Annotated in this window: 20 protein-coding genes; 17 read left to right on the top strand and 3 right to left on the bottom strand. The window is 71.8% G+C overall.

Annotation, left to right across the window (positions count from 1 at the left end; all coding sequences use genetic code 11):
* Positions 1 to 5: 5 nt before the first annotated feature.
* Positions 6 to 1,319, bottom strand: a complete 1,314-nt coding sequence (gene ugpB / locus ACPOLB_RS10630) for a sn-glycerol-3-phosphate ABC transporter substrate-binding protein UgpB (RefSeq protein ID WP_425261335.1) — start codon at positions 1,317 to 1,319, stop codon at positions 6 to 8.
* 168 nt (positions 1,320 to 1,487) lie between these two features.
* On the opposite strand from ugpB, the gene ACPOLB_RS10625 reads away from it, so the two are divergent.
* The 16 genes from ACPOLB_RS10625 to ACPOLB_RS10550 all read left to right on the top strand — a co-directional run bounded on the left by ACPOLB_RS10625 (position 1,488) and on the right by ACPOLB_RS10550 (position 20,880).
* Positions 1,488 to 5,438 (top strand): DUF3683 domain-containing protein, encoded by a 3,951-nt coding sequence (locus ACPOLB_RS10625; RefSeq protein ID WP_425261334.1) that lies wholly within the window; start codon positions 1,488 to 1,490, stop codon positions 5,436 to 5,438.
* Between the two features lie 126 nt (positions 5,439 to 5,564).
* Entirely contained in the window at positions 5,565 to 5,978 is a 414-nt protein-coding gene (locus ACPOLB_RS10620; protein ID WP_425261333.1) for a gamma-butyrobetaine hydroxylase-like domain-containing protein, read from the top strand.
* 13 nt (positions 5,979 to 5,991) lie between these two features.
* Positions 5,992 to 6,723, top strand: coding sequence for a bifunctional demethylmenaquinone methyltransferase/2-methoxy-6-polyprenyl-1,4-benzoquinol methylase UbiE (ubiE, locus tag ACPOLB_RS10615; RefSeq protein ID WP_425261332.1), 732 nt, complete (start codon positions 5,992 to 5,994; stop codon positions 6,721 to 6,723).
* The gene (locus tag ACPOLB_RS10610; protein WP_425261331.1) at positions 6,717 to 7,160 is read left to right on the top strand and encodes a TIM44-like domain-containing protein; all 444 of its coding nucleotides are present in this window, start codon (positions 6,717 to 6,719) and stop codon (positions 7,158 to 7,160) included. The genes ubiE and ACPOLB_RS10610 overlap by 7 nt, the downstream gene beginning before the upstream one ends.
* 212 nt (positions 7,161 to 7,372) lie before the next feature.
* Positions 7,373 to 8,380 (top strand): EpsD family peptidyl-prolyl cis-trans isomerase, encoded by a 1,008-nt coding sequence (locus tag ACPOLB_RS10605; protein WP_425261330.1) that lies wholly within the window; start codon positions 7,373 to 7,375, stop codon positions 8,378 to 8,380.
* Positions 8,380 to 9,243, top strand: coding sequence for a polysaccharide export protein EpsE (epsE, locus tag ACPOLB_RS10600; protein ID WP_425261329.1), 864 nt, complete (start codon positions 8,380 to 8,382; stop codon positions 9,241 to 9,243). Before ACPOLB_RS10605 ends, epsE begins: the two co-directional genes overlap by 1 nt.
* Before the next feature lie 16 nt (positions 9,244 to 9,259).
* The gene (gene epsF / locus ACPOLB_RS10595) at positions 9,260 to 10,690 is read left to right on the top strand and encodes a chain length determinant protein EpsF (protein WP_425261328.1); all 1,431 of its coding nucleotides are present in this window, start codon (positions 9,260 to 9,262) and stop codon (positions 10,688 to 10,690) included.
* Positions 10,690 to 11,607 carry a polysaccharide biosynthesis tyrosine autokinase gene (locus ACPOLB_RS10590; protein ID WP_425261327.1) on the top strand — a complete coding sequence of 306 codons (918 nt, stop codon included), beginning with the start codon at positions 10,690 to 10,692 and terminating at the stop codon, positions 11,605 to 11,607. The genes epsF and ACPOLB_RS10590 overlap by 1 nt, the downstream gene beginning before the upstream one ends.
* Positions 11,608 to 11,666: 59 nt before the next feature.
* Positions 11,667 to 12,530 carry an exosortase B gene (gene xrtB, locus ACPOLB_RS10585; RefSeq protein ID WP_425261326.1) on the top strand — a complete coding sequence of 288 codons (864 nt, stop codon included), beginning with the start codon at positions 11,667 to 11,669 and terminating at the stop codon, positions 12,528 to 12,530.
* On the top strand, positions 12,527 to 13,243 hold the full coding sequence (gene epsI / locus ACPOLB_RS10580; RefSeq protein ID WP_425261325.1) for an exosortase-associated protein EpsI, B-type: 717 nt from the start codon (positions 12,527 to 12,529) through the stop codon (positions 13,241 to 13,243). Before xrtB ends, epsI begins: the two co-directional genes overlap by 4 nt.
* Positions 13,244 to 13,274: 31 nt before the next feature.
* The gene (locus ACPOLB_RS10575) at positions 13,275 to 14,747 is read left to right on the top strand and encodes an oligosaccharide flippase family protein (RefSeq protein WP_425261324.1); all 1,473 of its coding nucleotides are present in this window, start codon (positions 13,275 to 13,277) and stop codon (positions 14,745 to 14,747) included.
* Positions 14,744 to 15,997, top strand: a complete 1,254-nt coding sequence (locus ACPOLB_RS10570) for a polysaccharide pyruvyl transferase family protein (protein WP_425261323.1) — start codon at positions 14,744 to 14,746, stop codon at positions 15,995 to 15,997. The genes ACPOLB_RS10575 and ACPOLB_RS10570 overlap by 4 nt, the downstream gene beginning before the upstream one ends.
* Entirely contained in the window at positions 15,994 to 17,232 is a 1,239-nt protein-coding gene (locus ACPOLB_RS10565; protein WP_425261322.1) for a glycosyltransferase, read from the top strand. Before ACPOLB_RS10570 ends, ACPOLB_RS10565 begins: the two co-directional genes overlap by 4 nt.
* A gap of 2 nt (positions 17,233 to 17,234) precedes the next feature.
* Entirely contained in the window at positions 17,235 to 18,494 is a 1,260-nt protein-coding gene (locus tag ACPOLB_RS10560; RefSeq protein ID WP_425261320.1) for a hypothetical protein, read from the top strand.
* On the top strand, positions 18,491 to 19,750 hold the full coding sequence (locus ACPOLB_RS10555; RefSeq protein WP_425261319.1) for a glycosyltransferase family 4 protein: 1,260 nt from the start codon (positions 18,491 to 18,493) through the stop codon (positions 19,748 to 19,750). Before ACPOLB_RS10560 ends, ACPOLB_RS10555 begins: the two co-directional genes overlap by 4 nt.
* Positions 19,747 to 20,880, top strand: coding sequence for a DUF1972 domain-containing protein (locus ACPOLB_RS10550; protein WP_425261318.1), 1,134 nt, complete (start codon positions 19,747 to 19,749; stop codon positions 20,878 to 20,880). Before ACPOLB_RS10555 ends, ACPOLB_RS10550 begins: the two co-directional genes overlap by 4 nt.
* Before the next feature lie 10 nt (positions 20,881 to 20,890).
* Here ACPOLB_RS10550 and ACPOLB_RS10545 read toward each other — a convergent pair whose 3' ends face one another.
* Together ACPOLB_RS10545 and ACPOLB_RS10540 are read right to left on the bottom strand one after the other, a co-directional pair.
* Positions 20,891 to 21,706, bottom strand: a complete 816-nt coding sequence (locus ACPOLB_RS10545; RefSeq protein ID WP_425261317.1) for a hypothetical protein — start codon at positions 21,704 to 21,706, stop codon at positions 20,891 to 20,893.
* Positions 21,707 to 21,773: 67 nt separating this feature from the next.
* Positions 21,774 to 22,667: a hypothetical protein gene (locus ACPOLB_RS10540; RefSeq protein ID WP_425261316.1), complete on the bottom strand. Its 894-nt coding sequence runs from the start codon at positions 22,665 to 22,667 to the stop codon at positions 21,774 to 21,776.
* A 421-nt stretch (positions 22,668 to 23,088) separates the two neighbouring features.
* On the opposite strand from ACPOLB_RS10540, the gene ACPOLB_RS10535 reads away from it, so the two are divergent.
* On the top strand, positions 23,089 to 23,301 hold the full coding sequence (locus ACPOLB_RS10535; protein ID WP_425261314.1) for a cold-shock protein: 213 nt from the start codon (positions 23,089 to 23,091) through the stop codon (positions 23,299 to 23,301).
* The last annotated feature ends 72 nt before the right edge of the window (positions 23,302 to 23,373 follow it).

Raw genomic sequence — 23,373 nt, 5'->3', positions numbered from 1 at the left:
GGCGCTCAGCCCTTGTTGGCCTTCTCGAAGCGTTCGAGCTGCTCGTTGCCGCGCTTGACGATGGCGTCCAGCGCATCCTTGGCCGTCTTCTTGCCGGCCCAGACCTGCTCCAGCTCTTCGTCCATGATGGCGCGCACCTGCACGAAGTTGCCCAGGCGGATGCCGCGCGACCTGTCGGTGGTCTTGCGGATCATCTGGTTCACGGCCGTGTCGGTGCCGGGGTTCTGCTTGTAGAAGCCCGACTTCTCCGTCATCTGGAACGAGGCCAGCGTCACCGGCAGGTAGCCCGTGGTCTGGTGGCTCTTGGCCTGGATCTCGGCGTTCGTCAGGTAGTTGAAGAACGCGGCCACGCCCTTGTACTCGGCAGCCGGCTTGCCGGCCATCACCCACAGGCTGGCGCCGCCGATCACGGTGTTCTGCGGCGCGCCGGCGACGTCGGGGTAGTACGGCAGCGGCGCGATGCCGAAGTCGAACTTGGCGTTCTTCTTGATGCTGGCGTAGGTGGACGACGACGCCGTGGCCATTGCGCACTCGCCCGAGTAGAACGGCGCGTCACCGAGGTTGCCGCGGCCGCGGTACACGAACAGGCCCTGCTTGGCCATGTTGGCCAGGTTCTCGATGTGGCGCACGTGCAGCGGGCTGTTGACCTGCAGGCGCGCGCCGGTGCCGCCGAAGCCGTTGTTCTGCGACGCGAACAGCGTGTTGTGCCAGGTGGAGAAGCTCTCCAGCTGCGTCCAGCCCTGCCAGCTGGTGGTGAACGGGCAGCTCACGCCCGAGGCCTTCAGCTTGGCCGCGGCCAGTGTCAGCTCGGGCCACGTCTTGGGCGGGTTGTTGGGGTCCAGGCCGGCCTTGCGGAAGGCGTCCTTGTTGTAGTTCAGCACCGTGGTCGAGCTGTTCAGCGGGTAGCTGAGCATCTGGCCGCTCGGCGCAGTGTAGTAGCCGACCACGGCCGAGATGTAGGCCGTGGGATCGAACTTGTAGCCGGCATCGGCCATCACCTTGCCCACCGGCACGATGGCGCCCTTGCTGTACATCATCGTGGCGGTGCCGACCTCGAACACCTGCAGGATGTGCGGCGCATTGCCGGCGCGGAAGGCGGCGATCGATGCCGTCATCGAATCGTCGTAGCTGCCCTTGTAGGTGGGCACGATCTTGTAGTCCTTCTGGCTGGCGTTGAAGCCGTTGGCCAGACCCACCACCCAGTCGTTGAGGCCGCCGGTCATCGAGTGCCACCACTGGATCTCGGTCTGGGCCTGCACCGGCGCTGCGGCGACCACGGCCGCTGCGAGCAGCGCGGGGCGAAGGAATGCGAATGTCATGCGATCTCCTGGAACCTGTTTTTGCCGAGCCTGCGAGTGTGGCCGGCGATTGTGACAGCCCGGTTTCTGTCACGAATGGAGGGTCCGGGGCAACGGGGATAACCCGCCGCGACAGCGACCCTGACCCGCTCTCGGTCGAGGCGCTGCGTTAGGATTCGGGCGAACCCTATGAACGCACCTCTGCCCCTCACCGCCGCCGCTGCGGCCGACGACGCCGGCAGCAGTGCCGCGCGCTTGCGCGAGATTCCGTACAACTACACCTCGTTCTCCGACCGCGAGATCGTGCTGCGCCTGCTCGGCCCGCGGGCCTGGGAGGTGCTGAACCTGCTGCGCCAGGAGCGCCGCACGGGCCGGTCCGCGCGCATGCTGTACGAGGTGCTGGGCGACATCTGGGTCGTGCAGCGCAATCCGTACCTGGAAGACGACCTGCTCACCAGCGCCAAGCGGCGCGGGCTGCTGATCGGCGCGCTGCACCACCGCTTGGGCGAGATCGAACGCCGCCGCAGCGGCGACGATGCCGGCCGCGACGGCGCGGTGGGCGAACTGCTGGCGCTGGCGCGCGCCGCCGTGCAGCGCTTCGCGGCGCGCTTCGACGACGTGCGCGCGCTGCGGCAGCGCACGCGCCGCGTGCTGGGCCGGGTGACGGCCAAGGACAACATCAAGTTCGACGGCCTCTCGCGCGTGGCGCACGTGACCGACGCCACCGACTGGCGCGTGGAGTACCCCTTCGTGGTGCTCACGCCCGACAGCGAGGCCGAGATGGCGGCGCTCGTGAAGGGCTGCATCGAGCTCGGCCTGACGATCATCCCGCGCGGCGGTGGCACCGGCTACACCGGCGGCGCGATCCCGCTCAGCTGGAACAGCGCGGTGATCAACACCGAGAAGCTCGAGGCCATGAGCGAGGTCGAGTTCGTCACGCTGCCCGGCGTCGACAAGCCCGTGCCCACGGTCTACAGCGAAGCGGGCGTCGTGACGCAGCGCGTGGCCGATGCCGCCGAGCGCGCCGGGCATGTGTTCGCGGTCGATCCGACATCGGCCGAGGCCAGCTGCATCGGCGGCAACATCGCGATGAACGCGGGCGGCAAGAAGGCCGTGCTGTGGGGCACCGCGCTCGACAACCTCGCCAGCTGGCGCATGGTGACACCCGACGCCAAGTGGCTCGAGGTGACGCGGCTGAACCACAACCTGGGCAAGATCCACGACGTCGAGACGGCCAGCTTCGAGCTGAAGACCTTCGACGCCAGCGGCCGCGTGCTCGAACGCACCGAGCGCCTGGACATCCCGGGCAGCGTGTTCCGCAAGGAAGGCCTGGGCAAGGACGTCACCGACAAGTTCCTCGCCGGCCTGCCGGGCATCCAGAAGGAGGGCTGCGACGGGCTCATCACCAGCGCGCGCTGGATCGTGCACCGCATGCCCAGGCACGTGCGCACGGTGTGCCTGGAATTCTTCGGCAACCCCAAGGACTGCGTGCCCTCGATCGTCGAGATCAAGGACTTCATGTTCGCCGAGATGAAGAAGCCCGGCGGCGCCATCCTGGCGGGCCTGGAGCACCTGGACGACCGCTACCTGAAGGCGGTGGGCTACACCACCAAGAGCAAGCGCGCGCTGTCGGGCAACGGCCTGCCGAAGATGGCCTTGTTCGGCGACATCGTCGGTGACGACGAGGACGCGGTGGCGCGCGCCACCAGCGAGATCGTGCGCATGGCCAACAGCCGCAGCGGCGAAGGCTTCGTCGCCGTCAGCGCCGACGCACGCAAGAAGTTCTGGCTCGACCGCAAGCGCACGGCGGCCATCGCCCGGCACACCAACGCGTTCAAGGTGAACGAGGACGTGGTGATCCCGCTGCCGCGCATGGGCGAGTACACCGAGGGCATCGAGCGCATCAACATCGAGCTCTCGCTGCGCAACAAGCTCGAGCTCGTCGACCGGCTGGAGCAGTTCTTCACGCAGGGCCGCCTGCCGCTGGGCCGCAGCGACGATGCCGGCGAGATCCCCGGCGCCGAACTGCTGGAAGACCGCGTGCAGCAGGCGCTGGCGCTGCTGCGCGAGGTGCGGGCGCTCTGGCGCTTCTGGCTCGAACACCTGGACGTGGTGCAGGCCGACAGCGGCCGCACCGTCTTCGCGCTGCTGCAGGACCACACGCTGCGCGCGTCGTGGAAGACCCAGCTGCGCCAGCCGTTGCAGGCCATCTTCCCGGGCAGCGCGTTCGCGGCCATCCTGGCGCAGTGCCAGACGCTGCACCAGGAGGTGCTGCGCGGCCGCGTGTGGGTGGCGCTGCACATGCATGCCGGCGACGGCAACGTGCACACCAACATCCCGGTCAACAGCGACAACTACGCGATGCTGCAGACGGCGCACGAAGCCGTGGGCCGCATCATGGCGCTGGCGCGGCGGCTGGACGGCGTCATCAGCGGCGAGCACGGCATCGGCATCACGAAGCTCGAGTTCCTGTCCGATGCCGAACTGCAGCCGTTCGCCGACTACAAGACCCGGGTCGACCCCGAAGGCCGCTTCAACAAGGGCAAGCTGCTGCGCGGGGCCAGCGCCGGCGCCTGGGCGGCCGACCTGAGTGCGGCCTACACGCCCAGCTTCGGCCTGATGGGCCACGAGTCGCTGATCATGCAGCAGAGCGACATCGGCGCCATCAGCGAGAGCATCAAGGACTGCCTGCGCTGCGGCAAGTGCAAGCCGGTGTGCGCCACGCACGTGCCGCGTGCCAACCTGCTGTACAGCCCGCGCAACAAGATCCTGGCCACCAGCCTGCTGATCGAGGCCTTCCTGTACGAGGAGCAGACCCGCCGCGGCGTCAGCCTGGCGCACTGGGCCGAGTTCGAGGACGTGGCCGACCACTGCACCGTGTGCCACAAGTGCGAGTCGCCCTGCCCGGTGAAGATCGATTTCGGCGACGTCACGATGAACATGCGCAACCTGTTGCGCAAGATGGGCAAGAAGAGCTTCCGTCCCGGCAACGCGCTGGCGATGACCTTCCTGAACGCGACGAACCCGCAGACCATCAAGCTGATGCGCACGGCGATGGTCGACGTCGGCTTCAAGGTGCAGCGCCTGGCGCACGACCTGCTCAAGCCCGCGGCGAAGCGGCAGACCGCGGCGCCGCGCGCCACGCTGGGTGCGGCGCCGCTGAAAGAGCAGGTCATCCACTTCATCAACAAGAAGATGCCCGGCGGCCTGCCCAAGAAGACGGCGCGTGCGCTGCTGGACATCGAGGACCGCGACTACGTGCCCATCATCCGCGACCCGCGGGCCACCACGGCCGACACGGAAGCGGTGTTCTACTTCCCCGGCTGCGGCAGCGAGCGGCTGTTCAGCCAGGTCGGCCTGGCCACGCAGGCCATGCTGTGGCAGGCCGGCGTGCAGACCGTGCTGCCGCCGGGCTATCTGTGCTGTGGCTACCCGCAGCGCGGCAGCGGGCAGTTCGACAAGGCCGAGAAGATCATCACCGACAACCGGGTGCTGTTCCACCGCGTGGCCAACACGCTGAACTACCTGGACATCAAGACCGTGGTGGTCAGCTGCGGCACCTGCTACGACCAGCTGCAGGGCTACCAGTTCGAGGACATCTTCCCGGGCTGCCGCATCGTCGACATCCACGAGTACCTGCTGGAGAAGGGCATCACGCTGCCGGCGGCCGACCAGGCTTCGGGCGGCTACCTGTACCACGACCCCTGCCACAGCCCGATGAAGCTGCAGGAGCCGATGAAGACAGTGAAGGCGCTGGTGGGCCCGAACGTGCTGAAGAACGAGCGCTGCTGCGGCGAGAGCGGCACGCTGGGCGTGACGCGGCCCGACATCAGCACGCAGGTGCGCTTCCGCAAGACCGAGGAACTGCGCCGCGGCGAAGTGGCGCTGCGCGCGCAGATGGCCCAGGCCGCCGACACGGCCGGCACGGCCGCGCCCGCGGCAGGCGCCGACCTGAAGATCCTGACCAGCTGCCCGAGCTGCCTGCAGGGCCTGAAGCGCTACGAGGGCGACCTGGCCAACGGCCTGCTGGAAGCCGACTACATCGTGGTGGAGATGGCGCGCAAGATCCTGGGCGAGACCTGGCTGGAAGACTACGTGGCGCGCGCCAACAACGGCGGCATCGAGCGCGTGCTCGTCTAGACAATCCATTCCCCCAGGGTCGATCGGCCCTACCTGCGTCAAGGGCGGTGCATGCGGCGTGTGGCGGTGCGGTGCGGCCGCTTTACACTGCTTCACTGTCAACCCAGGTCGACCCGATCCCCGCGCATGGCCGGACTCAAGCCCCACTCCCCGCTGCCCACGGCCGTCACCGTGCACCAGGCCTCGCGCGTGCTCGAGGTCGGGTTCGACGACGGCGCGGTCTTCCGCATTCCGTTCGAGCTGATGCGCGTGTACTCGCCCTCCGCCGAAGTGCAGGGCCACGGCCCCGGCCAGGAAGTGCTGCAGACCGGCAAGCGCGACGTGCTCGTCACCGACATCCTGCCAGTGGGCCACTACGCCGTGCAGCCGCGCTTCTCCGACGGCCACGACAGCGGCATCTTCAGCTGGGACCTGCTGTACGAGCTGGGCCGCGACGCCGCGCAGCTGTGGCAGCGCTACGAGGAGCGCCTGGCCGCGGCCGGGGTGACCCGCGACACCCCGATGCCCGCCAAGGCCGGCGCCGCCTGCGGCAGCCACTGAAGGAACACCCGCGATGGCCCAGACCCACTTCGGCTACCAGACCGTCGACGAAGGCGAGAAGGCCCGGCGTGTGCGCGGCGTGTTCGACTCGGTGGCCTCGAACTACGACCTGATGAACGACGTGCTCTCGATGGGCATGCACCGGGCGTGGAAGGCCTACGCGGTGGCGGTCGCCAACGTGCGCCCGGGCATGCGGGTGCTCGACATCGCCGGCGGCACCGGCGACCTGGCCCGCGCCTTCGCGCGCCAGGCGGGCGAGGGCGGCACCGTCGTGCACACCGACATCAACGAGGCCATGCTGCGCACCGGCCGCGACCGCCTGCTCGACGAAGGCCTGGCGCTGCCGACGACGACCTGCGACGCCGAGCACCTGCCCTTCGCCGACAACGCCTTCGACCTCGTCAGCGTCGCCTTCGGACTGCGCAACATGACGCACAAGGAGGCCGCACTGGCCGAGATGTGCCGCGTGCTGCGCCCCGGCGGCCGCCTGCTGGTGCTGGAGTTCAGCAAGGTCGCGGCGCCGCTGGCCAAGCCGTACGACTGGTATTCCTTCAAGGTCATGCCCTGGCTGGGCAAGGTCGTGGCGCGCGACGAGGACAGCTACCGCTACCTCGCCGAATCGATCCGCATGCACCCCGATCAGGCGACGCTGAAGGCCATGATGCAGGGCGCCGGCTTCGGCCACGTCGATGTGCACAACCTCAGTGCGGGCGTCGTGGCGCTGCACATGGGCATCAAATGCTGAACCGGCTGGCGCGGCTGAAGCGGCGTGTCGTCGCACGCCGGCTGCCCCACGCCGCCGCGGGCCTGCCGACCGATCCCCAGGTCGAGGACTTCCTGCAGGTGGCGCGCCAGAGCTTCGTGCGCCTGCAGGCCGCGTGGGACGCCGCCGACCTGCGCGCGCTGGCGGCGCTGACCACCGACCAGCTGCTCGCCGAGCTGCAGGACCAGCTGGCCGCGCGCGGCCCGGGGCCCAACCGCACGGAAGTGCTCAAGCTCGATGCCCGGCTGCTGGGCATCGAGGAGCTGCAGGAAGCCTTCGTCGCCAGCGTCGAGTTCTCCGGCCTCATCCGCGAGCGGCTCGACGACGGCGCGGCGCCGTTCCGCGAACTGTGGTTGCTGGCCAACCTCAAGTCGGCCGGCCGCGGCTGGCAGCTCGCGCGCGTGCAGGCGCTCGGTTAGCACCTCGCGCCGCGGCGGGCCCGCGGCTTGCTTGGCACCGTTGGGAAACGGATGTTGCAAGCCCTGTCCGACGTGCGATTCGTCACAGGGTGGCAGTTACACTGCCGCCGGTTTGCTGCAGGCCGGATCCGGCACGGCGTCGCGGGGCCGGCAACGCACCGCGTGCCACCGCGCAGCGCGGTGGCGCTGCGGCCCCGATCACCCCTGGGACGATGACGATGACTTTCACGATGCACGGGCGCGCGAAGCGGGCCACTTCCTGGCTGGCGCTGGCCACGGTGGCCGGCGCGGCACTGCTGGCGGGCTGCGGCGACAAGAAGGAGCAGGCCAGCCAGACGGCCGTCCGCGTGAACAAGGACGAGATCACCGTCCACCAGATCAACTTCCTGCTGCAGCAGCAGCGCAATGTCCGGCCCGAGCAGGCCGAAGCCGCCGGGCGGCAGATCCTGGAACGTCTGATCGACCAGCAACTGGCGCTGCAGCGTGCCGACGAGCTCAAGCTCGACCGCGACCCGCGCGTGGTGCAGCAGGTCGAGGCCGCGCGGCGCGAGATCATCGCGCGCGCCTATGCCGAGAAGATCGGCGAGGCGGCCACCAAGCCGACGCCCGAGGACATCAAGGCCTACTACGCCGAGAAGCCGGCGCTGTTCAGCGCGCGCCGCATCTACAACATCCAGGAGATCGCCATCGAGGCGCGGCCCGAGCAGCACGCCGGGCTGCGTGCGCAGCTGGCCGCCGCGAAGAACATCACCGAGTTCATCGACCACCTGAAGGCCAACGACTTCCGCTTCGTCGGCAACCAGGCCGTGCGCGCGGCCGAGCAGTTGCCGCTGAACAGCGTGGACAGCTTCGCCAAGATGAAGGACGGCCAGGCCGTGATGCTGCCCTCGGCCAACGGCGTGCAGGTCATCGTGCTGGCCGGCTCGCGCCTGCAGCCGCTGAGCGAGGAGCAGGCGCAGCCGCTGATCGAGCGCTTCCTGCTCAGCGAACGCAAGCGCAAGCTCGCCGAAGACGACCTGAAGGCACTGCGCGCCGCGGCGACGATCGACTACGTCGGCAAGTTCGCGCAGCCCGTGGCGGCCGCCGCATCGGCGGCGCCGGCCGCCCCCGCAGCCGCTTCGGCGGCCGCGCCGGCCGGCGAGCCCGCGGCCCCGGCCAGCCCGGCCGCCAGCTCTGCGCTCAGCCCGGCCGAGATCAGCAAGGGCATGGGCCTGAAGTGATGCGCCCGCTGCTTCCGTCCCGACGCCCCGCCCGGGCCACCGCACGCGCACTGCTGTGCGGCGCGGTCGCCGCAGCGCTCGCCGGGCACGCGGCCGCGCAGCCTGCCGCGCCCGCCCAGGCTGTCGCCGTGCCGGCTGCCGAGTACCGCCTCGGCGCCGGCGACGTGGTCCGCATCAGCGTCTACCAGAACCCCGACCTGGCGCTGGAGACGCGCGTCACCGAGGCCGGTGTCGTGTCGTACCCGCTGCTGGGGTCCATCCGACTGGGCGGCCTGAGCGTCACCGCGGCCGAGCAGCTGATCGCCGACGGCCTGCGCACCGGCAACTTCGTCAAGCAGCCGCAGGTGACGCTGGTGGTGGTGCAGGTGCGTGGCAACCAGGCCAGCGTGCTGGGGCAGGTGAACCGCCCGGGCCGCTACCCGATCGAGGTGACCGACCTGCGGCTGACCGACCTGCTGGCGCTGGCCGGCGGCACCGCCAACAACGGCGCCGACCGCGTGGTCGTCACCGGCACGCGCAACGGCCAGCCGATGCGGCTGGAGGTGGACCTGCCTGCACTGTTCGGCCCCGGCGGCAGCGAGCAGGACCTGCGCATCCAGCATGGCGACACCGTCTGGGTCGATCGCCAGCCGCAGGTGTACATCTACGGCGAGGTGCAGCGTCCCGGCGTCCTGCGCCTGGAACGCGGCATGACCGTGATGCAGGCGCTGGCGTCCGGCGGCGGCCTCACGCAGCGCGGCACGCACAAGGGCCTGCGCGTGCACCGCAAGGCCGCCGACGGCAGCGTCGCCGTGATCGAGCCCACGCTCGACGACCGCGTGCAGGACGGCGACGTGGTCTTCGTGCGCGAGAGCCTGTTCTGATCCCGAGGCGGCAGCGATGACCTTCTCCCAAGTCCTGTCGATCCTGCGCGCGCGCTGGTGGGTGGTGCTGCTGGTGCTGGCGCTGTGCATCGGCGCCACGGTGGCCGTGAGCGTGGTGCTGCCCAAGCAGTACACCGCCACCGCCAGTGTCGTCGTCGACTTCAAGCCCGACCCGATCTCGACCATCGTCAACGGCGGCATGACGTCGCCGGCGATGATGGCCACGCAGGTCGACATCATCGGCAGCGAGCGCGTGGCGCTGCGCGTGGTGCGCAACCTGCGCCTGACCGAGCAGCCCGCGGTGCGCCAGCAGTGGCAGGACGAAGCCGGCGGCGAAGGCTCCCTCGAGCAATGGCTGGTGCAGCTGTTCCAGAAGAACCTGGAGGTGCTGCCCTCCCGCGAGAGCAGCGTCATCGCCGTCAGCTACCGCGCGGCCGACCCGCGCTTCGCCGCCGCGCTGGCCAATGCCTACGTGCAGGCCTACGTCGAGACGGCGCTGGAGCTGCGCGTGAACCCGGCGCGGCAGTACTCGGGCTTCTTCGACGGCCAGGTGAAGGACCTGCGCGACGCGCTCGACCGTGCGCAGACGCAGCTGAGCAACTTCCAGCGCGACAACGGCATCGTGGCCGGCGACGAGCGGCTCGACGTCGAGACCGCGCGGCTGAACGAGCTGAGCTCGCAGCTGGTGGCGCTGCAGGCGCTGGCGTCCGAGTCGCGCAGCCGGCAGGCGCAGGTCGCGGCCTCGGGCGACCGCATGCAGGAGGTGCTGAACAACCCCGTCATCGCGCAGCTGAAGTCCGACATCGGCCGCGGCGAGGCCCGGCTGCAGGAGCTGGGCGCGCGCCTGGGCGACCGCCACCCGCAGGTGCTGGAGGCGCGCGCCAACGTCGAGTCGCTGCGGCAGCGGCTCGAGGCCGAGACGCGGCGCGTCAGCGGCGGCGTCGTCGTCACGCAGGACATCAACGTGCAGCGCGAGCGCGAGGTGCGCGCAGCGCTCGACGCGCAGCGCGCCAAGGTGCTGCGCACCAAGGCCCTGCGCGACCAGATGCTGCTGCTGCAGCGCGACGTCGAGGGCGCCCAGCGCGCCTACGACAACGTGCAGCTGCGCCTGTCGCAGACCAGCCTGGAGAGCCAGACCCAGCAGAGCAACGTCAGCGTGCTGACGCAGGCCACGCCGCCGCTGCAGCCCTCGTCGCCGAAGCTGCTGCTGAACGCCCTGCTGTCGGTGTTCCTCGGCCTGCTGCTGGCGGTGGTGACGGCACTGCTGCTCGAGATCTACGACCGCCGCGTGCGCAGCCCCATCGACGTGGTGCAGGCGCTGGGCCTGCCCGTGATCGGCGTGCTGCCGCGGCCGGGCGGACGCGTCTGGCCGGGGCGGTCGCGCCCGCAGACCATGCAGCAGCGCCTGCTGGCGCCCGGCGCCGTGGCGCGCGCGAAGGAGGCCTGATGGCCCGCTTCCAGGATCCGATCCCGATGCCGAACGCGCCGCTGCGTGAGCTGCAGGCCGCCGGCGGTGCGGTGCAGGACCGCTCGATGGGCGACATCCTCGCCGAGCTGCGCAACCTGTCGGCCGAGCAGGTCGAACGCGTGCTGCAGCACCAGCGCGCGCAGGGCGTGCGCTTCGGCGAGGCCGCGGTGGCGCTGGGCCTGGCCACGCAGGACGACGTGCTGTTCGCGTTGAGCCGGCAGTTCCACTACCCCTACGCGCCCGAGGAGCAGCGCAACGTCAGCGCGGAGCTGGTCATGCTGCGCGAGCCCTTCAGCCCGCGCGCCGAGGCCTTCCGTGCGCTGCGCAGCCAGCTGATGATGCGGGCCTTCGCCGACGACGCCGTCCCGCTGCGCCGCGCGGTCGCGGTCATCAGCCCCGACAGCGGCGACGGCAAGAGCTACTGCGCCGCCAATCTGGCGGTGGCCCTGGCGCAGCTGGGCGGCGCGCGCACGCTGCTGGTCGACGGCGACATGCGCACGCCGCGGCTGCACACGCTGTTCGGGCTGGACAACCGGGCCGGCCTGAGCGGCATCCTCTCCGGCCGCAGCGACAGCCAGGTGATCCAGCAGGTGGCCGGCGTCGGCAACCTGTTCGTGCTGCCGGTGGGCATCACGCCGCCGAACCCGCTGGAGCTGGTCGAGCGCCCGGCCTTCGGGCTGCTGCTGCGCGAGCTGACCGTCAAGTTCGACCACGTGATCGTCGACACGCCCGCGGCCGTGCGCGGCGCGGACGCCGCGGTCATCGCCGCGCGCTGCGGCGCGGCGCTGCTGGTGGCGCGGCGGCACAGCAGCCGGCTGGCGGCGCTGCAGGACCTGCTGGCCTCGTTCTCGGGCAGCACCACGCGGGTGTGCGGTGTCGTCTACAACGAGCACTGACGTGGCGTGCCGGGACCTGGTGGTGGCCGCGGCGCCGGTGGCGCGTGCCTGACCTGCCGATGAACCGCCTGGCTGCCGCGCCGCTGGCGCCCTTCGCCGTGGTCGGCCTGGGGGCGCTGGCGCTGTACGTGCCGACCGCGCGCGACCTGTTCCAGAACGTCTGGGCGTCCGACCAGCAGGGCCATGGCCCGATGGTCTTCCTGATCGCGATGTGGCTGCTGTGGCGCAAGTGGCCCGAGGTGCTGGCGCTGCCGGCACAGCCGGCGCCGTGGCGGGGCTGGAGCTGCTTCGGCGTCGGGCTGCTGCTGTACGTGTTCGGGCGCGCGCAGGGCATCCAGATGTTCGAGGTCGGCTCGTTCCTCTGGCTGCTGGCCGGCGCCATCCTGGTGCTGCGCGGCACGGCGGCGCTGGCCGGCGTCTGGTTCCCGATGTTCTTCCTGCTCTTCATGGTGCCGCTGCCGGGCGTGGTGGTCGACACGCTGACGCAGCCGATGAAGCTGGCGGTGTCGTCGGTGGCCGAGTTCATCCTCTACAACGCCGGGTACGCGGTGGCGCGCACCGGCGTGATCCTGCAGGTGGGCCCGTACCAGCTGCTGGTGGCCGACGCCTGCGCCGGCCTGAACACGCTGCTGACGCTGGAGGCGCTGGGCCTGCTGTACCTGAACCTGGTGCGCCACGAGTCGGCGGCGCGCAACATCACGCTGGCGCTGCTGATCGTGCCGATCAGCTTCGCGGCCAATGTCATCCGCGTCATCGCGCTGGCGCTCATCACCTACCACCTGGGCGACGCCGCCGGGCAGGGCTTCCTGCACGGCTTCGCCGGCATGGTGCTGTTCCTGGCGGCGCTGCTGCTGATCCTCAGCGCCGACAGCCTGGTGCGTGTCGTCGTCCGCCGCCGCCACGGCGCGGCTGCCGCGCCGTGAAGGCGCCGCCGCTGCTGCCCGGCATGCGGGCCGCGCTGCTGATGGCGGTGCTGATGCTGGCGGTCAGCGCGCTGGCCTACGCCGTGCGTCCGGTGCACAAGCTGGCCGACGCCCGGCCGCGCATCCAGCTCGAACAGCTGGTGCCCGAGCGCTTCGGGCCCTGGCGCGCGGTGCGCGTGGGTGCCGTGGTGCTGCCCGACCCGCAGGCGCTGCAGACGCTGGACCGGATCTACACGCAGCTGCTCAGCCGCACCTACGTCAACGACCGCGGTGTCGTGGTGATGCTGTCCATCGCCTACGGCGACGACCAGCGCGCGGCGATGGCCGTGCACTACCCCGAGGTCTGCTACCCGGCGCAGGGCTTCGCGCTCGACTCCAGCCGCACCGGCGCCATCGACACGGTGCAGGGCCGCATCCCGGTGCGCCGCCTCGAGACCTCGCTGGCGCAGCAGCGCTACGAGCCCGTGACCTACTGGACGACCATCGGCGACACCGTGTCGCTGGGCGGCTTCGAGAAGCGGCTGATCGAGCTGCGCCACGGCCTGCGCCGCGAGATCCCCGACGGCCTGCTGGTGCGGGTGTCCACCATCAACCGCGACAGCGCCCGCGCCTTCGCCGACCAGGAGGCCTTCACGCGCGACCTGCTGGCCCACCTGGGCCCCGAGGGCCGGCGCTGGCTGGCCGGGACGGCCCGCACGGCACCGGCGCCATGAGGCGGCGCGCGGGCGCACTGAAGCACTGCAGATGACGGCGGCGAAGAGCCTGCGATCGCGCACTGCGCTGGCCCTGCTGTGGTCGGCGCTGCAGAACTGGAGCGTGAAGCTGCTGGCGCTGGGCCTGTTCGTGGTGCTGGCGCGGCTGCTCTCGCCTTCGGAGATGGGCGTGGCCGCCGCCGTGCTGCTGGTGTTGGCCGCTGCGGCCATCGTGGCCGAGCTCGGCCTGCCTGACGCCATCGTGCGCTCGCCGCGCCTGCTGCCGGCGCACCTGGACCAGGCGTTCCTGCTGGCGCTGGGAGTGTCGCTGCTGGCGGCGCTGGCGCTGCTGTCGCTGCCCGGACCGCTGGCGGCGCTGGCGATGGGGTCCGACACGCCCGGCGCCGCGGCCTGCCTGGCGCTGGCCGCGCCGGTGCCGCCGCTGGCGCTGGTCGTGGCCTTCCAGACGGCCTGGCGCAAGCAGCAGCTCGACTTCCGGTCCGTGGCCCGCGCCGGCATCGCCGCCACGCTGGTCTCGGGCGCCATCGGCCTGGCGCTCGCGGCCGGCGGCTTCGGTGCCGCCAGCCTGGTGGTGCAGGCCGGTGTGGCGGCCGGCGTGGCGGCCGTGCTGCTGTCGCGCGGCAGCACCTGGCGTCCGCAGGCCCGGCGCGATGGCGCGGCGCTGCGGGCGCTGGTCCGCTACGGCAGCGGCGCGATGGCCAGCCGCGCGCTCGACTTCCTGGCGGCGCGCCTGGTCGAGGTGGTGGTGCTGGCCAAGCTGGGCGTGGCCGGCCTGGGCCTGTATGCGGTGGGCTCCAAGCTCTACCTCACGCTGCTGCAGCTGCTGGGCGGCATGCTGACCGACGTCGCGACCGCGGCGCTGTCGAAGATCGTCGAACGGCGCGAGGCGCTGGCCGAGCAGTACCACCGCTTCGTGTACCTGGCGGCCTCGACGACGCTGCCGGTGTTCGTCGCCGTGGCCGCCTGCGCACACGAGCTGACGGCGCTGCTGTTCGGTGCGCGCTGGGCCGCCAGCGCCGGCACCGCGCAGTGGCTGTGCCTGCTGGGCGCGGTGCAGGTGGTGCAGTTCTTCAACGGCGCGCTGCTGGCTGCCGACGGGCGCGCGGGGTGGATCCTGGGCATCAACCTGACGAAGGTGCTGGCGGCGCTGGCCGTGCTGGTGGCGCTGCCTGCGGCGGACACCGACGCGCTGGCGCTCCACTTCCTGCTGTCGCAGCTGCTCGTGGCGCCGCTCTCGTTCTGGTCGGTGGCGCGTGTCATCCGGCCCGACCTCGGCCGCCTCGCACAGGCGCTGTGGCCCGGGCTGCTGGCGGCGCTGTGCGCGGCCGTCAGCGTGGCGGCGCTGCGGCCGCTGCTGGCCGACGCCGGCTGGCCGCTGCTGCTGCGCAGCGTGCTGCTGCTGGCGGTGTTTGCGCTGGTGCACGCCGCGGCGCTGCTGGTGCTGTCGCGGCAGCGTCTCTTCAACGAACTGCGCTACCTGCGCCTGGCCTGGCAAGAACGATGAGCGCACTGACCTCCACACTGCACCAGGCCCTGCTGGCCTGCACCTGGGCGCTGGCGCGCGGCGCGCTGCGTCTCGGTCTGGGCCCGCGTCCAGGCGGCGACAGCGCGTTCGTGCTCTCGTGCGACGCAGTCACGCTGGTCGGCTCCAAGGGCGACGAAGCGATGATGACGGCCATCCTGCAGCACCTGCGCACGCGCCCTGGCGTGCGCGAGGTGTTCGTCAGCGTGCAGGCCGACGCCGCGCGCGCCTGCGCCGACCGCCTGGGCCTGCGGCCGCTGGAAGTGTGGGGCAGCGTGGCCATGCCGCTGCGCCTGCTGCGCCAGATGCGCCGTGCACGGCCGCGCGTGGCCTTCCTGATGGGGGCGGACATCATGGACGGGCACTACTCGCCGGTCGAGGCGTTGCGCCGCATCGTCGCCGCCGACCTGCTGCAGCGCGCCTGCGTGGCCACCGCGTTCACCGGCTTCAGCCTCAACGACCACCCCGCGGCCGTCGTGCCCTGGGCGTTCCGCCGCCTGCACCCCGGCGTGCGCGTGCACCTGCGCGACCCGTTGTCGCTGCAGCGTTTCGAGCGCCGCGTGGGCGTGCCGGCGCGGCTGGTGGCCGACGTCGCCTTCATGCTGCAGCCCGATGCCGCCGAGGCGGCGGCGCTGCCGGCCACACGCTGGATCGCCATGCAGCGCGCGCTCGGCCAGCGTGTCGTCGCCGTCAACCTGCACCCGCTGCTGTTCCGCGGCGACGCCGCGGCCGGCACCGTGCAGGCGCTGGTGCAGTGCACGGCCGCGGCGATGGCCGCCGTGCCCGGCGTCGCCTGGCTGCTGCTGCCGCACGACGACCGTGCCGGCATCGGCGACCTTGAGGCGCTGCAGGCCCTGCAGGCCGCGCTCGACCCGGCCACGGCCGCGCGCACGCTGGCGCTGTCCGCGCCGCCCAGCGCAGCCGGCATCAAGGCCCTGGCGGCCACACTGGACGGCGTGGTCACCGGGCGCATGCACCTGGCGATCGCCGCGCTGGGCGGTGGCGTGCCGGTGCTGGCCTTCGCCTACCAGGGCAAGTTCGAAGGCCTGCTGCGCCACTTCGGCCTGCCTGCCTGGGTGGCGATGGCACCGGCCGAGGCGCTGGCCCCGGGCGCGCTGCAGCAGCGCCTGGCGCAGTTCGTCGCCGAACTGCAGCCGCTGCGCGCGCAGGTCGCCGCGCAGTGGCCGGCGGTGAAGGCGCTGGCCGCACGCAATTTCGAGGACCGGCCATGACGCCGCCCGTGCTGTGGGTGGTGACCGACCAGTTGCCGGCGCCGCCGCGCAACGGCATCACGTTGCCGCTGTTCCACCACCTGGCGCACCTGCAGCGGCACTTCAGCGTGCGGCTGTGCCTGCTGGAACCCGACGGCGGCCCGCCGCAGCAGGAGTTCGTGGCCCGCAACGAGGCGCTGTACGGCCCGGTGCTGCGCCTGCGCCTGCAGCGGCGCCCGCGCTGGCGCCGCGTGGTCGACGAGCTGGCGCGGCGCGAGATGTTCCAGCACGGCTGGGTGCTGGCCGCGGGCCAGGACAGCGCGGCCCAGGTGCTGCAGGGCGCGCCGGCGGTGCTGGTGTCGCCGATGAGCGCGCTGGCCCAGTGGCGCGCGGTGTGTGCCGCCGCCCGGCTGTCGGTGGGCCGCACGGTGGCGGCGGTCAACGACTGCACGGCGGCCGAGTACCGCCATCGCGGCCGCGCCGCCGGGTTGCGGCCGCGGCAGCGCGTGAAGGCCGCCATCGACGCGCTGCGGGCCGGCGGCATCGGCCGCATCGAGGCTGCGCTGCTGTCGCGCTGCGACGCGGTGCTGGTGCAGACCGACGCCGACCGCATGGCGCTGCGCGCGCTGGCCGGCCCGGCAGCAGCCGCGCGTGCGCAGGTGGTGCCCAACGGCGTCGATGCGCGGCTGTTCGCGCTGCCCCCGCCCGACACGGCCGGCGTGCTGTTCGTGGCCGACCTGGGCGGCGAGTACGTGCCCACCGCGCACTGGCTGGTCGAGCGGGTCTGGCCGTTGGTGCGCCAGGCGGTGCCCGCGGCGCGGCTGCGTGTGGTCGGGCGCAACGCCCCGGCGCCGCTGCTGCAGGCGCTGGCCGCGGCCGAAGGCGTCCTGCACCAGCCCTACGCCGACGATCTGCTGCCGTGTTATGCGGGCGCTGCCGTGGTCTGGAGCCCGGTGTTCAAGGGCTTCGGCCTCATCAACAAGACCCTGGAAGCGATGGCTGCGGCGCGTGCCGTGGTCGGCGGCGCGGCGGCCTTCAACGGCATCCAGGGCTTCGCTGCCGGCACGCACGCGCGCGTCGTGGCGCAGGACGACGCCGCGGCGATGGCCGCGGCCACCGTGGCGCTGCTGCGCGACCCCGCCGCGGCGCAGGCCATGGGGCTGGCGGCGCGGTCCCTGGTGGTCACGTCCTTCGACTGGGCACGCGCGGCGCAGGCCGTGCGCGCCGCGCTCCTAGGCACCCCTGCGCACCCTTGAGCATGGCCAGCGGCACCTCCCTCCACCTGCCCCACACCCGCCGCAGCACGCCGGTCGACGGCACGCTGCTGTTCCTGGCGCTGTTCTGCAGCTACGTGGGGCTGCTGGGGCTGGCGCAGCTGGCCGGCTCGGGGTTGCTGAAGGCGCTGGCCAACGCCTGGGCGGTGCTGATCTTCGGCCTGCTCGCCGGGCACTGGCTGCTGTCGGGGCGCCGGCCGCAGCCTGCAGGCGGGCTGGCCGCCGGCTTCGCGGTGTTCTACACCGGCATGGCCTGCACGCTGGTCGTGAACCCCCAGGTGGCGGCCTGGAACGAGCTGCTGAAGATCCTGCTGGTGCCGCTGTTCCTGGTGTTCGGCGCCGCATTCGAGCGCGGCCGCGTGCAGGCGGCGTGGCAGCAGCCGGCGGTGCGCCTGTGCTTCTGGCTGCTGGTGGCGGTGCCGCTGGCGGTGTTCGCGGTGCAGCTCGTGCGCGCGGGCTTCGTCATCGACGGCACGCGCGAGGCCGGGGTGTTCTCGAACCGCAACAACGCCGCGCTGTACGCGGTGACGCTGCTGGGCCTGCTGGGCGTGCTGCGCGGGCAGCCGGTGCGCAGCGTGCTGCTCTACGTGCTGGTTGGCGTGATGTTCGGCACGCTGGGGGTGCTGCTGGCGGTGCTGCTGGCGCTGCTGCTGGGCGTGGGCCGGCGGCGCGAGCTGCTGGTGCTGCTGGTCGTCTGCGCGCTGGGCACGGCGGGCTACCTGCTGTTCCCCGATGTCGGCCCGTACAGCCGCATCACGCCGGTGGTGCAGAGCGTGCAGTACCTGGCCGACGGCCGCATCGACCTGCGCACGGTGACGTTCGCGCAGCTGGTGCTGCTGCTGAAGACCACCGACCTGTCGTTCCTGTTCCGCCTGAAGCACTGGCTGGACCTGTGGGACCTGTACGCGGCGGCATCGCCGTACCAGTGGTTCTTCGGCTTCGGCGTCTCGCAGTCGGTGCCGATGTCGCGCCTGCACCTGGTGCCGCACAACGACTACGTGCGCTTCCTGTTCGAGTTCGGCCTCTTCGGCCTGGCGGGTTTCGTCTGGCTGGTGTGGCGGGCCATCGTGCGCAGCGGCCGCGGCTGGCAGACCGTGCCGCTGCTGGTGGTGGCGATCTACTGCTTCTCGGAAAACCTGATCGGCAACTACACCGCGATGGCGATCTTCTTCTTCAGCGCCGGCGCGCTGGCGCAGCGCCGGGCCGACGCCGTGCGGCCTCCACCTCGGGCAGACGTCGCATGAGCCGGCTGCTCAACGTCAACAGCTACCACTACCGGCGCGGCGGCTCCGACGTCGTCTACCTGGAGCACGCCGCGCTGATGGAGCGCGCCGGCTGGCAGGTGGGCTACTTCTCGATGCAGCACCCGAAGAACCTGCCCACGCCGTGGAGCCGGCACTTCGTCGACGAACTGGAGTTCGGGCACGACTACGGCCTGCTGCAGAAGCTGGCGATGGCCGGCAAGGTGGTGCATTCGTTCGAGGCGCAGCGGCGCCTGCGCGGGCTGCTGGCGGAGTTCCCGGCGCAGGTGGCGCACCTGCACTGCATCTACCACCACCTGTCGCCGTCGATCCTGGGCACGCTGCAGGCCGCGGGCGTGAAGGTGGTGCTGACCGCCCACGACCTGAAGATCGCGTGCCCGGCCTACAAGATGCTCAACGCCGGCGGCATCTGCGAGCGCTGCCGCGACGGCAGCGTGCTGAACGTCGTGCGCCAGCGCTGCATCCGCGGCTCGCTGGGCGCCAGCGCCATCGTCGCGGTCGAAAGCGGCGTGCAGCGCTGGCTGGGCAGCTACCGCAGGCATGTCGACCGCATCGTCGTGCCGAGCCGCTTCTTCCTGGAGAAGTTCGTGCAGTGGGGCTGGCCGCGCGAGCGCTTCGTGCACATCCCGAACTACGTCGACAGCAGCGCCTTCGCGCCCGACTTCACGCCCGGTGACCACGTGCTGTACTTCGGCCGCCTGGCGCCCGAGAAGGGCGTGGCGACGCTGATCGATGCCGCGGCACGGGCCGGCGTGCCGCTGCGCATCGCCGGCACGGGGCCCGAGGAAGCGGCGCTGCGGGCGCTGGCGCAGCGCAGCGGCGGGCGTGTCGAGTTCCTGGGCTTCTGCGCCGGCCAGGCGCTGCACGACGCCGTGCGCAGCGCGCGTGCGGTGGTGCTGCCGTCGGAGTGGTACGAAAACGCACCGATGAGCGTGCTCGAGAGCATGGCACTGGGCAAGCCGGTGGTGGGCGCCGACATCGGCGGCATCCCCGAACTGATCGCCGCCGGCGACACGGGCTGGCTCTTTCCCAGCGGCGACGCGCCGGCCCTGGCCGACACGCTGCGGCAGGTGATGGGCCTGCCCGACACGACCCTCGCGGCGATGGGCCGCGCCGCGCGCGCGCACGTCACCACCCACTACAACCAGCCGGCCTACCTGCAGGCGATGCTGGCGCTGTACGCCAGCCTCGGCGTGCCGCTGCCCACCGCGACGCAGGCGCCTGCCACCACACCATGACCCAGCCCACCTTGCGCATCCTCGGCATCCGCGGCGTGCCGGCCGCCCACGGCGGCTTCGAGACCTTCGCCGAGCACCTGGCGCTGCACCTGGTGGCGCGGGGCTGGCGGGTGGTCGTCTATTGCCAGGAGACCGGCGCCGGCCCGGTGCAGGAAGACCGCTGGCAGGGCATCGAGCGCGTGCGCATTCCGGTCGCGCAGGCAGGCGCTGCCGGCACCATCGTCTTCGACTGGCACGCCACGCGGCATGCCGCGGCGCACCGCGACCTGTGCCTCACGCTGGGCTACAACACGGCCGTGTTCTGCGCCTGGCTGCGTCTGCGCGGCGTGCCCAACGTCATCAACATGGACGGCATCGAGTGGTCGCGCGCCAAGTGGGGGCCGGTGGCCAAGACCTGGTTCTGGCTCAACGAACGCGCCGGCTGCTGGCTCGGCGACCACCTGGTGGCCGACCACCCGGCCATCCACGCGCACCTGGCCACGCGCACGCGTGCCGGCAAGATCACCACCATCCCCTACGGCGCCGATGCGCTGGCCGACCGTCCCGAAGTGCCCGTGCGCGCGCTCGGCCTGGAGCCCGGGCGCTACCTGACGCTGGTGGCGCGGCCCGAGCCGGAGAACTCCATCCTCGAGGCGGTGCAGGGCTTCTCGGCGCGCCCGCGCGGCGTGCAGCTGGCCGTGCTGGGCCACTACGACGCGGGCCATGTGTACCACCGGCAGGTGCAGGCTGCCGCCGGCAGCGAGGTGCGCTTTCTCGGCGCCATCTACGACAAGCAGGTGGTGCAGGCGCTGCGCCGCCACAGCCTGGCCTACGTGCACGGGCACCGCGTGGGCGGCACCAACCCGTCGCTGGTGGAGGCGCTGGGCGCGGGCAACCCGGTCATCGCGCACGACAACCGCTTCAACCGCTGGGTGGCGGGTGCGGGCGCGGCCTACTTCGACAGCGCGGCGGCGTTCGACACGGTGCTCTCGGCCGTGCTGGCCGACCCCGCGCGGCTGGCGGCGATGGCCGCGGCGAGCAGGGCGCGCTTTGCCGACGGCCTGACCTGGCCGGCCGTGCTGCAGGCCTACGAGACGCTGCTGTGCGCGCAGCTGCCGCAGGCGCAGCAGTTGCAGGCGAAGCTGCCTTAGGCCGGCAGCCTCAGCGCGGCGCTTCCTGGCGCGACAGCGCCTGCAGGTCGGCCGGGTCGGCCGTGCTCAGGCCGAACCAGCGCCAGGCGTCGGTGACCCGCTCGAGACGGCCGACTCCTGCGTCGCGATTGGTCTTGTACTGGTCCCACGCGGCGCCGCCGCTGCTCCAGTAGTCGGCGCCGGCGCCCAGCAGCAGCGCGCCGGGCGTGGAGGGGCTGCCGTCATCCAGCGGCACCAGCCGGGCCTCGATCAGCACCACCATGCCGTGCAGCGTGCCGGCGGGCACGCGCACGCGGCCCTGCCGCGGCCAGAAGTGGAAGGCCGTCGTGCGCGGAAACCGCACGTGGGCCGCGCCGTCGCGCTGCGCGAACGTGGTGGCGGCGCGGGCCTCGTTGCCGCGGAAGTCGGGTCGGAAGACGCGACCCTCGACGGCGCCGGCCTGCAGCCGCGCCCAGCGCCGGTCCGGGCCGCTGCAGACCAGCAACAGCAGGTCGCGCACGGCCAGCATGGCGTCGCCGGCGGGCGCGTCGTCGGCCCAGAAGACCTGGCCCCAGGCCGTCATCGCGCCGAAGCCCTCGGGCACGGCGTTACCGCGGCCGCGGCGCGCACGGCGTGCCCAGTCGTAGCCGGCGGGCACGCCCTGCGGAATGGCCTCGTGCGGCTGGCCCCAGGCAGCGCTCAGTTCCAGCAGGCGCGGCAGCCCGGCCGGCGACAGGCCCGCGGCGCCGGCGCGGCCGGGCAGGGCGCCGGCCAGCACGGCCGCGCCTGCCTGGGCCAGCACGGTGCGGCGGGCGGATCGGTGGCGGTCGGCGGGCGGTGCGGGCATGGCGATCACTTGGCGCGGCAGGCGCCGCACCACAGTATCGCCCGGGCCGAGGCCGGTCCCGGCGGGTTCAGCGGGTCGCGACGGTGTAGCCGTCGGCCGCCAGGCGGCGCAGGTCGGTGGAACTGGCGGTGGTCATGCCGTACCACTTCCAGTCGGGGCCGACGAACTTGAGGCGGCCGATGCCGATGTCGGCATTGGTGTCGTAGCCGCTCCACGGTGCCGTGGTCGACAGCCAGTAGTCGCCACCCAGTCCGATCAGCAGGTTGCTCTTGCCGTTGGATGCCGGCGCCACGCCGGGCGCGCGCGTGGCCTTGGCCTCCACCAGCACCAGCACGCCGCACAGCGGGCCGGCAGGCAGGGCCACCCGGCCGCTGGCGGGCCAGAAGTGGTAGGCCATGGCCACCGGGTAGCTGAGGCTGGCGATGCCGCCCGACTGCGTGAACGACAGCGGCGGCACCGCGGTGTTGTCCGAGTAGTCGGGATGGAACGTGGCGCCGGTGATGTCGCCGCCCTGCACCAGGGTCCAGCGGCGCTCGGCACCGGCGCAGACCAGGGTCTGGTGGCCGCGCACGCTCAGCGTGTCGACGACGGTCGTCGTGCCCTGGATCCAGAACGACTGCGCCCAACCCGTCATCGCGGTGAAGCCGGCCGGCACGGTGTTGCCGGCGCCGACCCGGCCCTGGCGCGCCCAGTCGAACCACAGCGGCACGCCTTGCGGCGCGGCTTCGTGCGACTTGGTCCAGTCGCTGGCGAATTCCAGCAGTTGCTTGGCGCTCAGCGGCAGCTTCAGCGCGGCGGTGGTCACGGCCTGGCTCTGCGGCACGTCAGTGTCGGCCGCGACGGTGGTGGTGTCGGGCACCGTGGGATCGGAGCCGCCACCGCAGGCGGTCAGCAACGTCACGGACAGATAGGCGGCGGCAGCGGCCAGGCGCCGCAGGGAAGGCGGGAACAGGAAGGTCATGGTGGAGACAACTCGTCGGACGGGGCGCCCGGGCGCGGCGCCGGGGCGCCGCTGGGCGTGGCCGCCGCGCCTGCAAGGCGCAGGGCGGCGGGTCGCATGTGAGACGGTGTCGGACGGCTGTCGGAGCGGGGTCTCAGCGGATGCCCGCTGTTTCGGCGGCATGACCGGCCACTTGAGCGCACACCCCTTCACGAGAGGTGTGCACTGGTGACCGGATGTTCACCACCGCATTCGTGCATAATGCGTCTGCGAACTTGCTCAAGACCATTGTCTGTCGGTCTTCTCACCCTGCTTGTCGGCGCGGCTCCCCGCGCACATCAGACAGGTTGCGGTTGATTCCCCTGCCCGGTGATCTTCTTGCGTGGCTTTGCACTGCGATGTCGTTTTTGCTTCGCAGCATTTTTTGTATTGGATTGTTTTCATGACTACGCAAACTGGCACCGTCAAGTGGTTCGACGACGGCAAGGGCTATGGCTTCATCACGCCGGACGGCGGCGGCAAGGATCTGTTCGCGCACTTCAGCGAAATCGCTGGTGGCACGGGCTTCCGCAGCCTGGCCGAGAACCAGAAGGTCGAATTCGAAGTGAAGCAGGGCCAGAAGGGCCCGCAGGCTTCGAACATCAAGGCGCTGTAAGCAGCCCCTCGTTCGACGCGGCGCCTTCGGGCGCCGACAGAAGAACCGCAGCCCTCGGCTGCGGTTTTTTTT

Origin of the sequence: Rubrivivax soli (assembly GCF_049810355.1) — a bacterium.
In the GTDB taxonomy this organism is placed as follows: domain Bacteria; phylum Pseudomonadota; class Gammaproteobacteria; order Burkholderiales; family Burkholderiaceae_C; genus Rubrivivax.
Note: the sequence above shows the minus strand (reverse complement) of the source record. Positions and strands in the feature narration are given on the sequence as shown.

Bases quoted from the DNA above. Each gene is read 5' to 3' on its own strand.
- ugpB (WP_425261335.1), bottom strand. From the start codon at position 1,319: ATGACATTCGCATTCCTTCGCCCCGCGCTGCTCGCAGCGGCCGTGGTC.
- ACPOLB_RS10625 (WP_425261334.1), top strand. From the start codon at position 1,488: ATGAACGCACCTCTGCCCCTCACCGCCGCCGCTGCGGCCGACGACGCC.
- ACPOLB_RS10620 (WP_425261333.1), top strand. From the start codon at position 5,565: ATGGCCGGACTCAAGCCCCACTCCCCGCTGCCCACGGCCGTCACCGTG.
- ubiE (WP_425261332.1), top strand. From the start codon at position 5,992: ATGGCCCAGACCCACTTCGGCTACCAGACCGTCGACGAAGGCGAGAAG.
- ACPOLB_RS10610 (WP_425261331.1), top strand. From the start codon at position 6,717: ATGCTGAACCGGCTGGCGCGGCTGAAGCGGCGTGTCGTCGCACGCCGG.
- ACPOLB_RS10605 (WP_425261330.1), top strand. From the start codon at position 7,373: ATGACGATGACTTTCACGATGCACGGGCGCGCGAAGCGGGCCACTTCC.
- epsE (WP_425261329.1), top strand. From the start codon at position 8,380: ATGCGCCCGCTGCTTCCGTCCCGACGCCCCGCCCGGGCCACCGCACGC.
- epsF (WP_425261328.1), top strand. From the start codon at position 9,260: ATGACCTTCTCCCAAGTCCTGTCGATCCTGCGCGCGCGCTGGTGGGTG.
- ACPOLB_RS10590 (WP_425261327.1), top strand. From the start codon at position 10,690: ATGGCCCGCTTCCAGGATCCGATCCCGATGCCGAACGCGCCGCTGCGT.
- xrtB (WP_425261326.1), top strand. From the start codon at position 11,667: ATGAACCGCCTGGCTGCCGCGCCGCTGGCGCCCTTCGCCGTGGTCGGC.
- ACPOLB_RS10575 (WP_425261324.1), top strand. From the start codon at position 13,275: ATGACGGCGGCGAAGAGCCTGCGATCGCGCACTGCGCTGGCCCTGCTG.
- ACPOLB_RS10570 (WP_425261323.1), top strand. From the start codon at position 14,744: ATGAGCGCACTGACCTCCACACTGCACCAGGCCCTGCTGGCCTGCACC.
- ACPOLB_RS10565 (WP_425261322.1), top strand. From the start codon at position 15,994: ATGACGCCGCCCGTGCTGTGGGTGGTGACCGACCAGTTGCCGGCGCCG.
- ACPOLB_RS10560 (WP_425261320.1), top strand. From the start codon at position 17,235: ATGGCCAGCGGCACCTCCCTCCACCTGCCCCACACCCGCCGCAGCACG.
- ACPOLB_RS10555 (WP_425261319.1), top strand. From the start codon at position 18,491: ATGAGCCGGCTGCTCAACGTCAACAGCTACCACTACCGGCGCGGCGGC.
- ACPOLB_RS10550 (WP_425261318.1), top strand. From the start codon at position 19,747: ATGACCCAGCCCACCTTGCGCATCCTCGGCATCCGCGGCGTGCCGGCC.
- ACPOLB_RS10545 (WP_425261317.1), bottom strand. From the start codon at position 21,706: ATGCCCGCACCGCCCGCCGACCGCCACCGATCCGCCCGCCGCACCGTG.
- ACPOLB_RS10540 (WP_425261316.1), bottom strand. From the start codon at position 22,667: ATGACCTTCCTGTTCCCGCCTTCCCTGCGGCGCCTGGCCGCTGCCGCC.
- ACPOLB_RS10535 (WP_425261314.1), top strand. From the start codon at position 23,089: ATGACTACGCAAACTGGCACCGTCAAGTGGTTCGACGACGGCAAGGGC.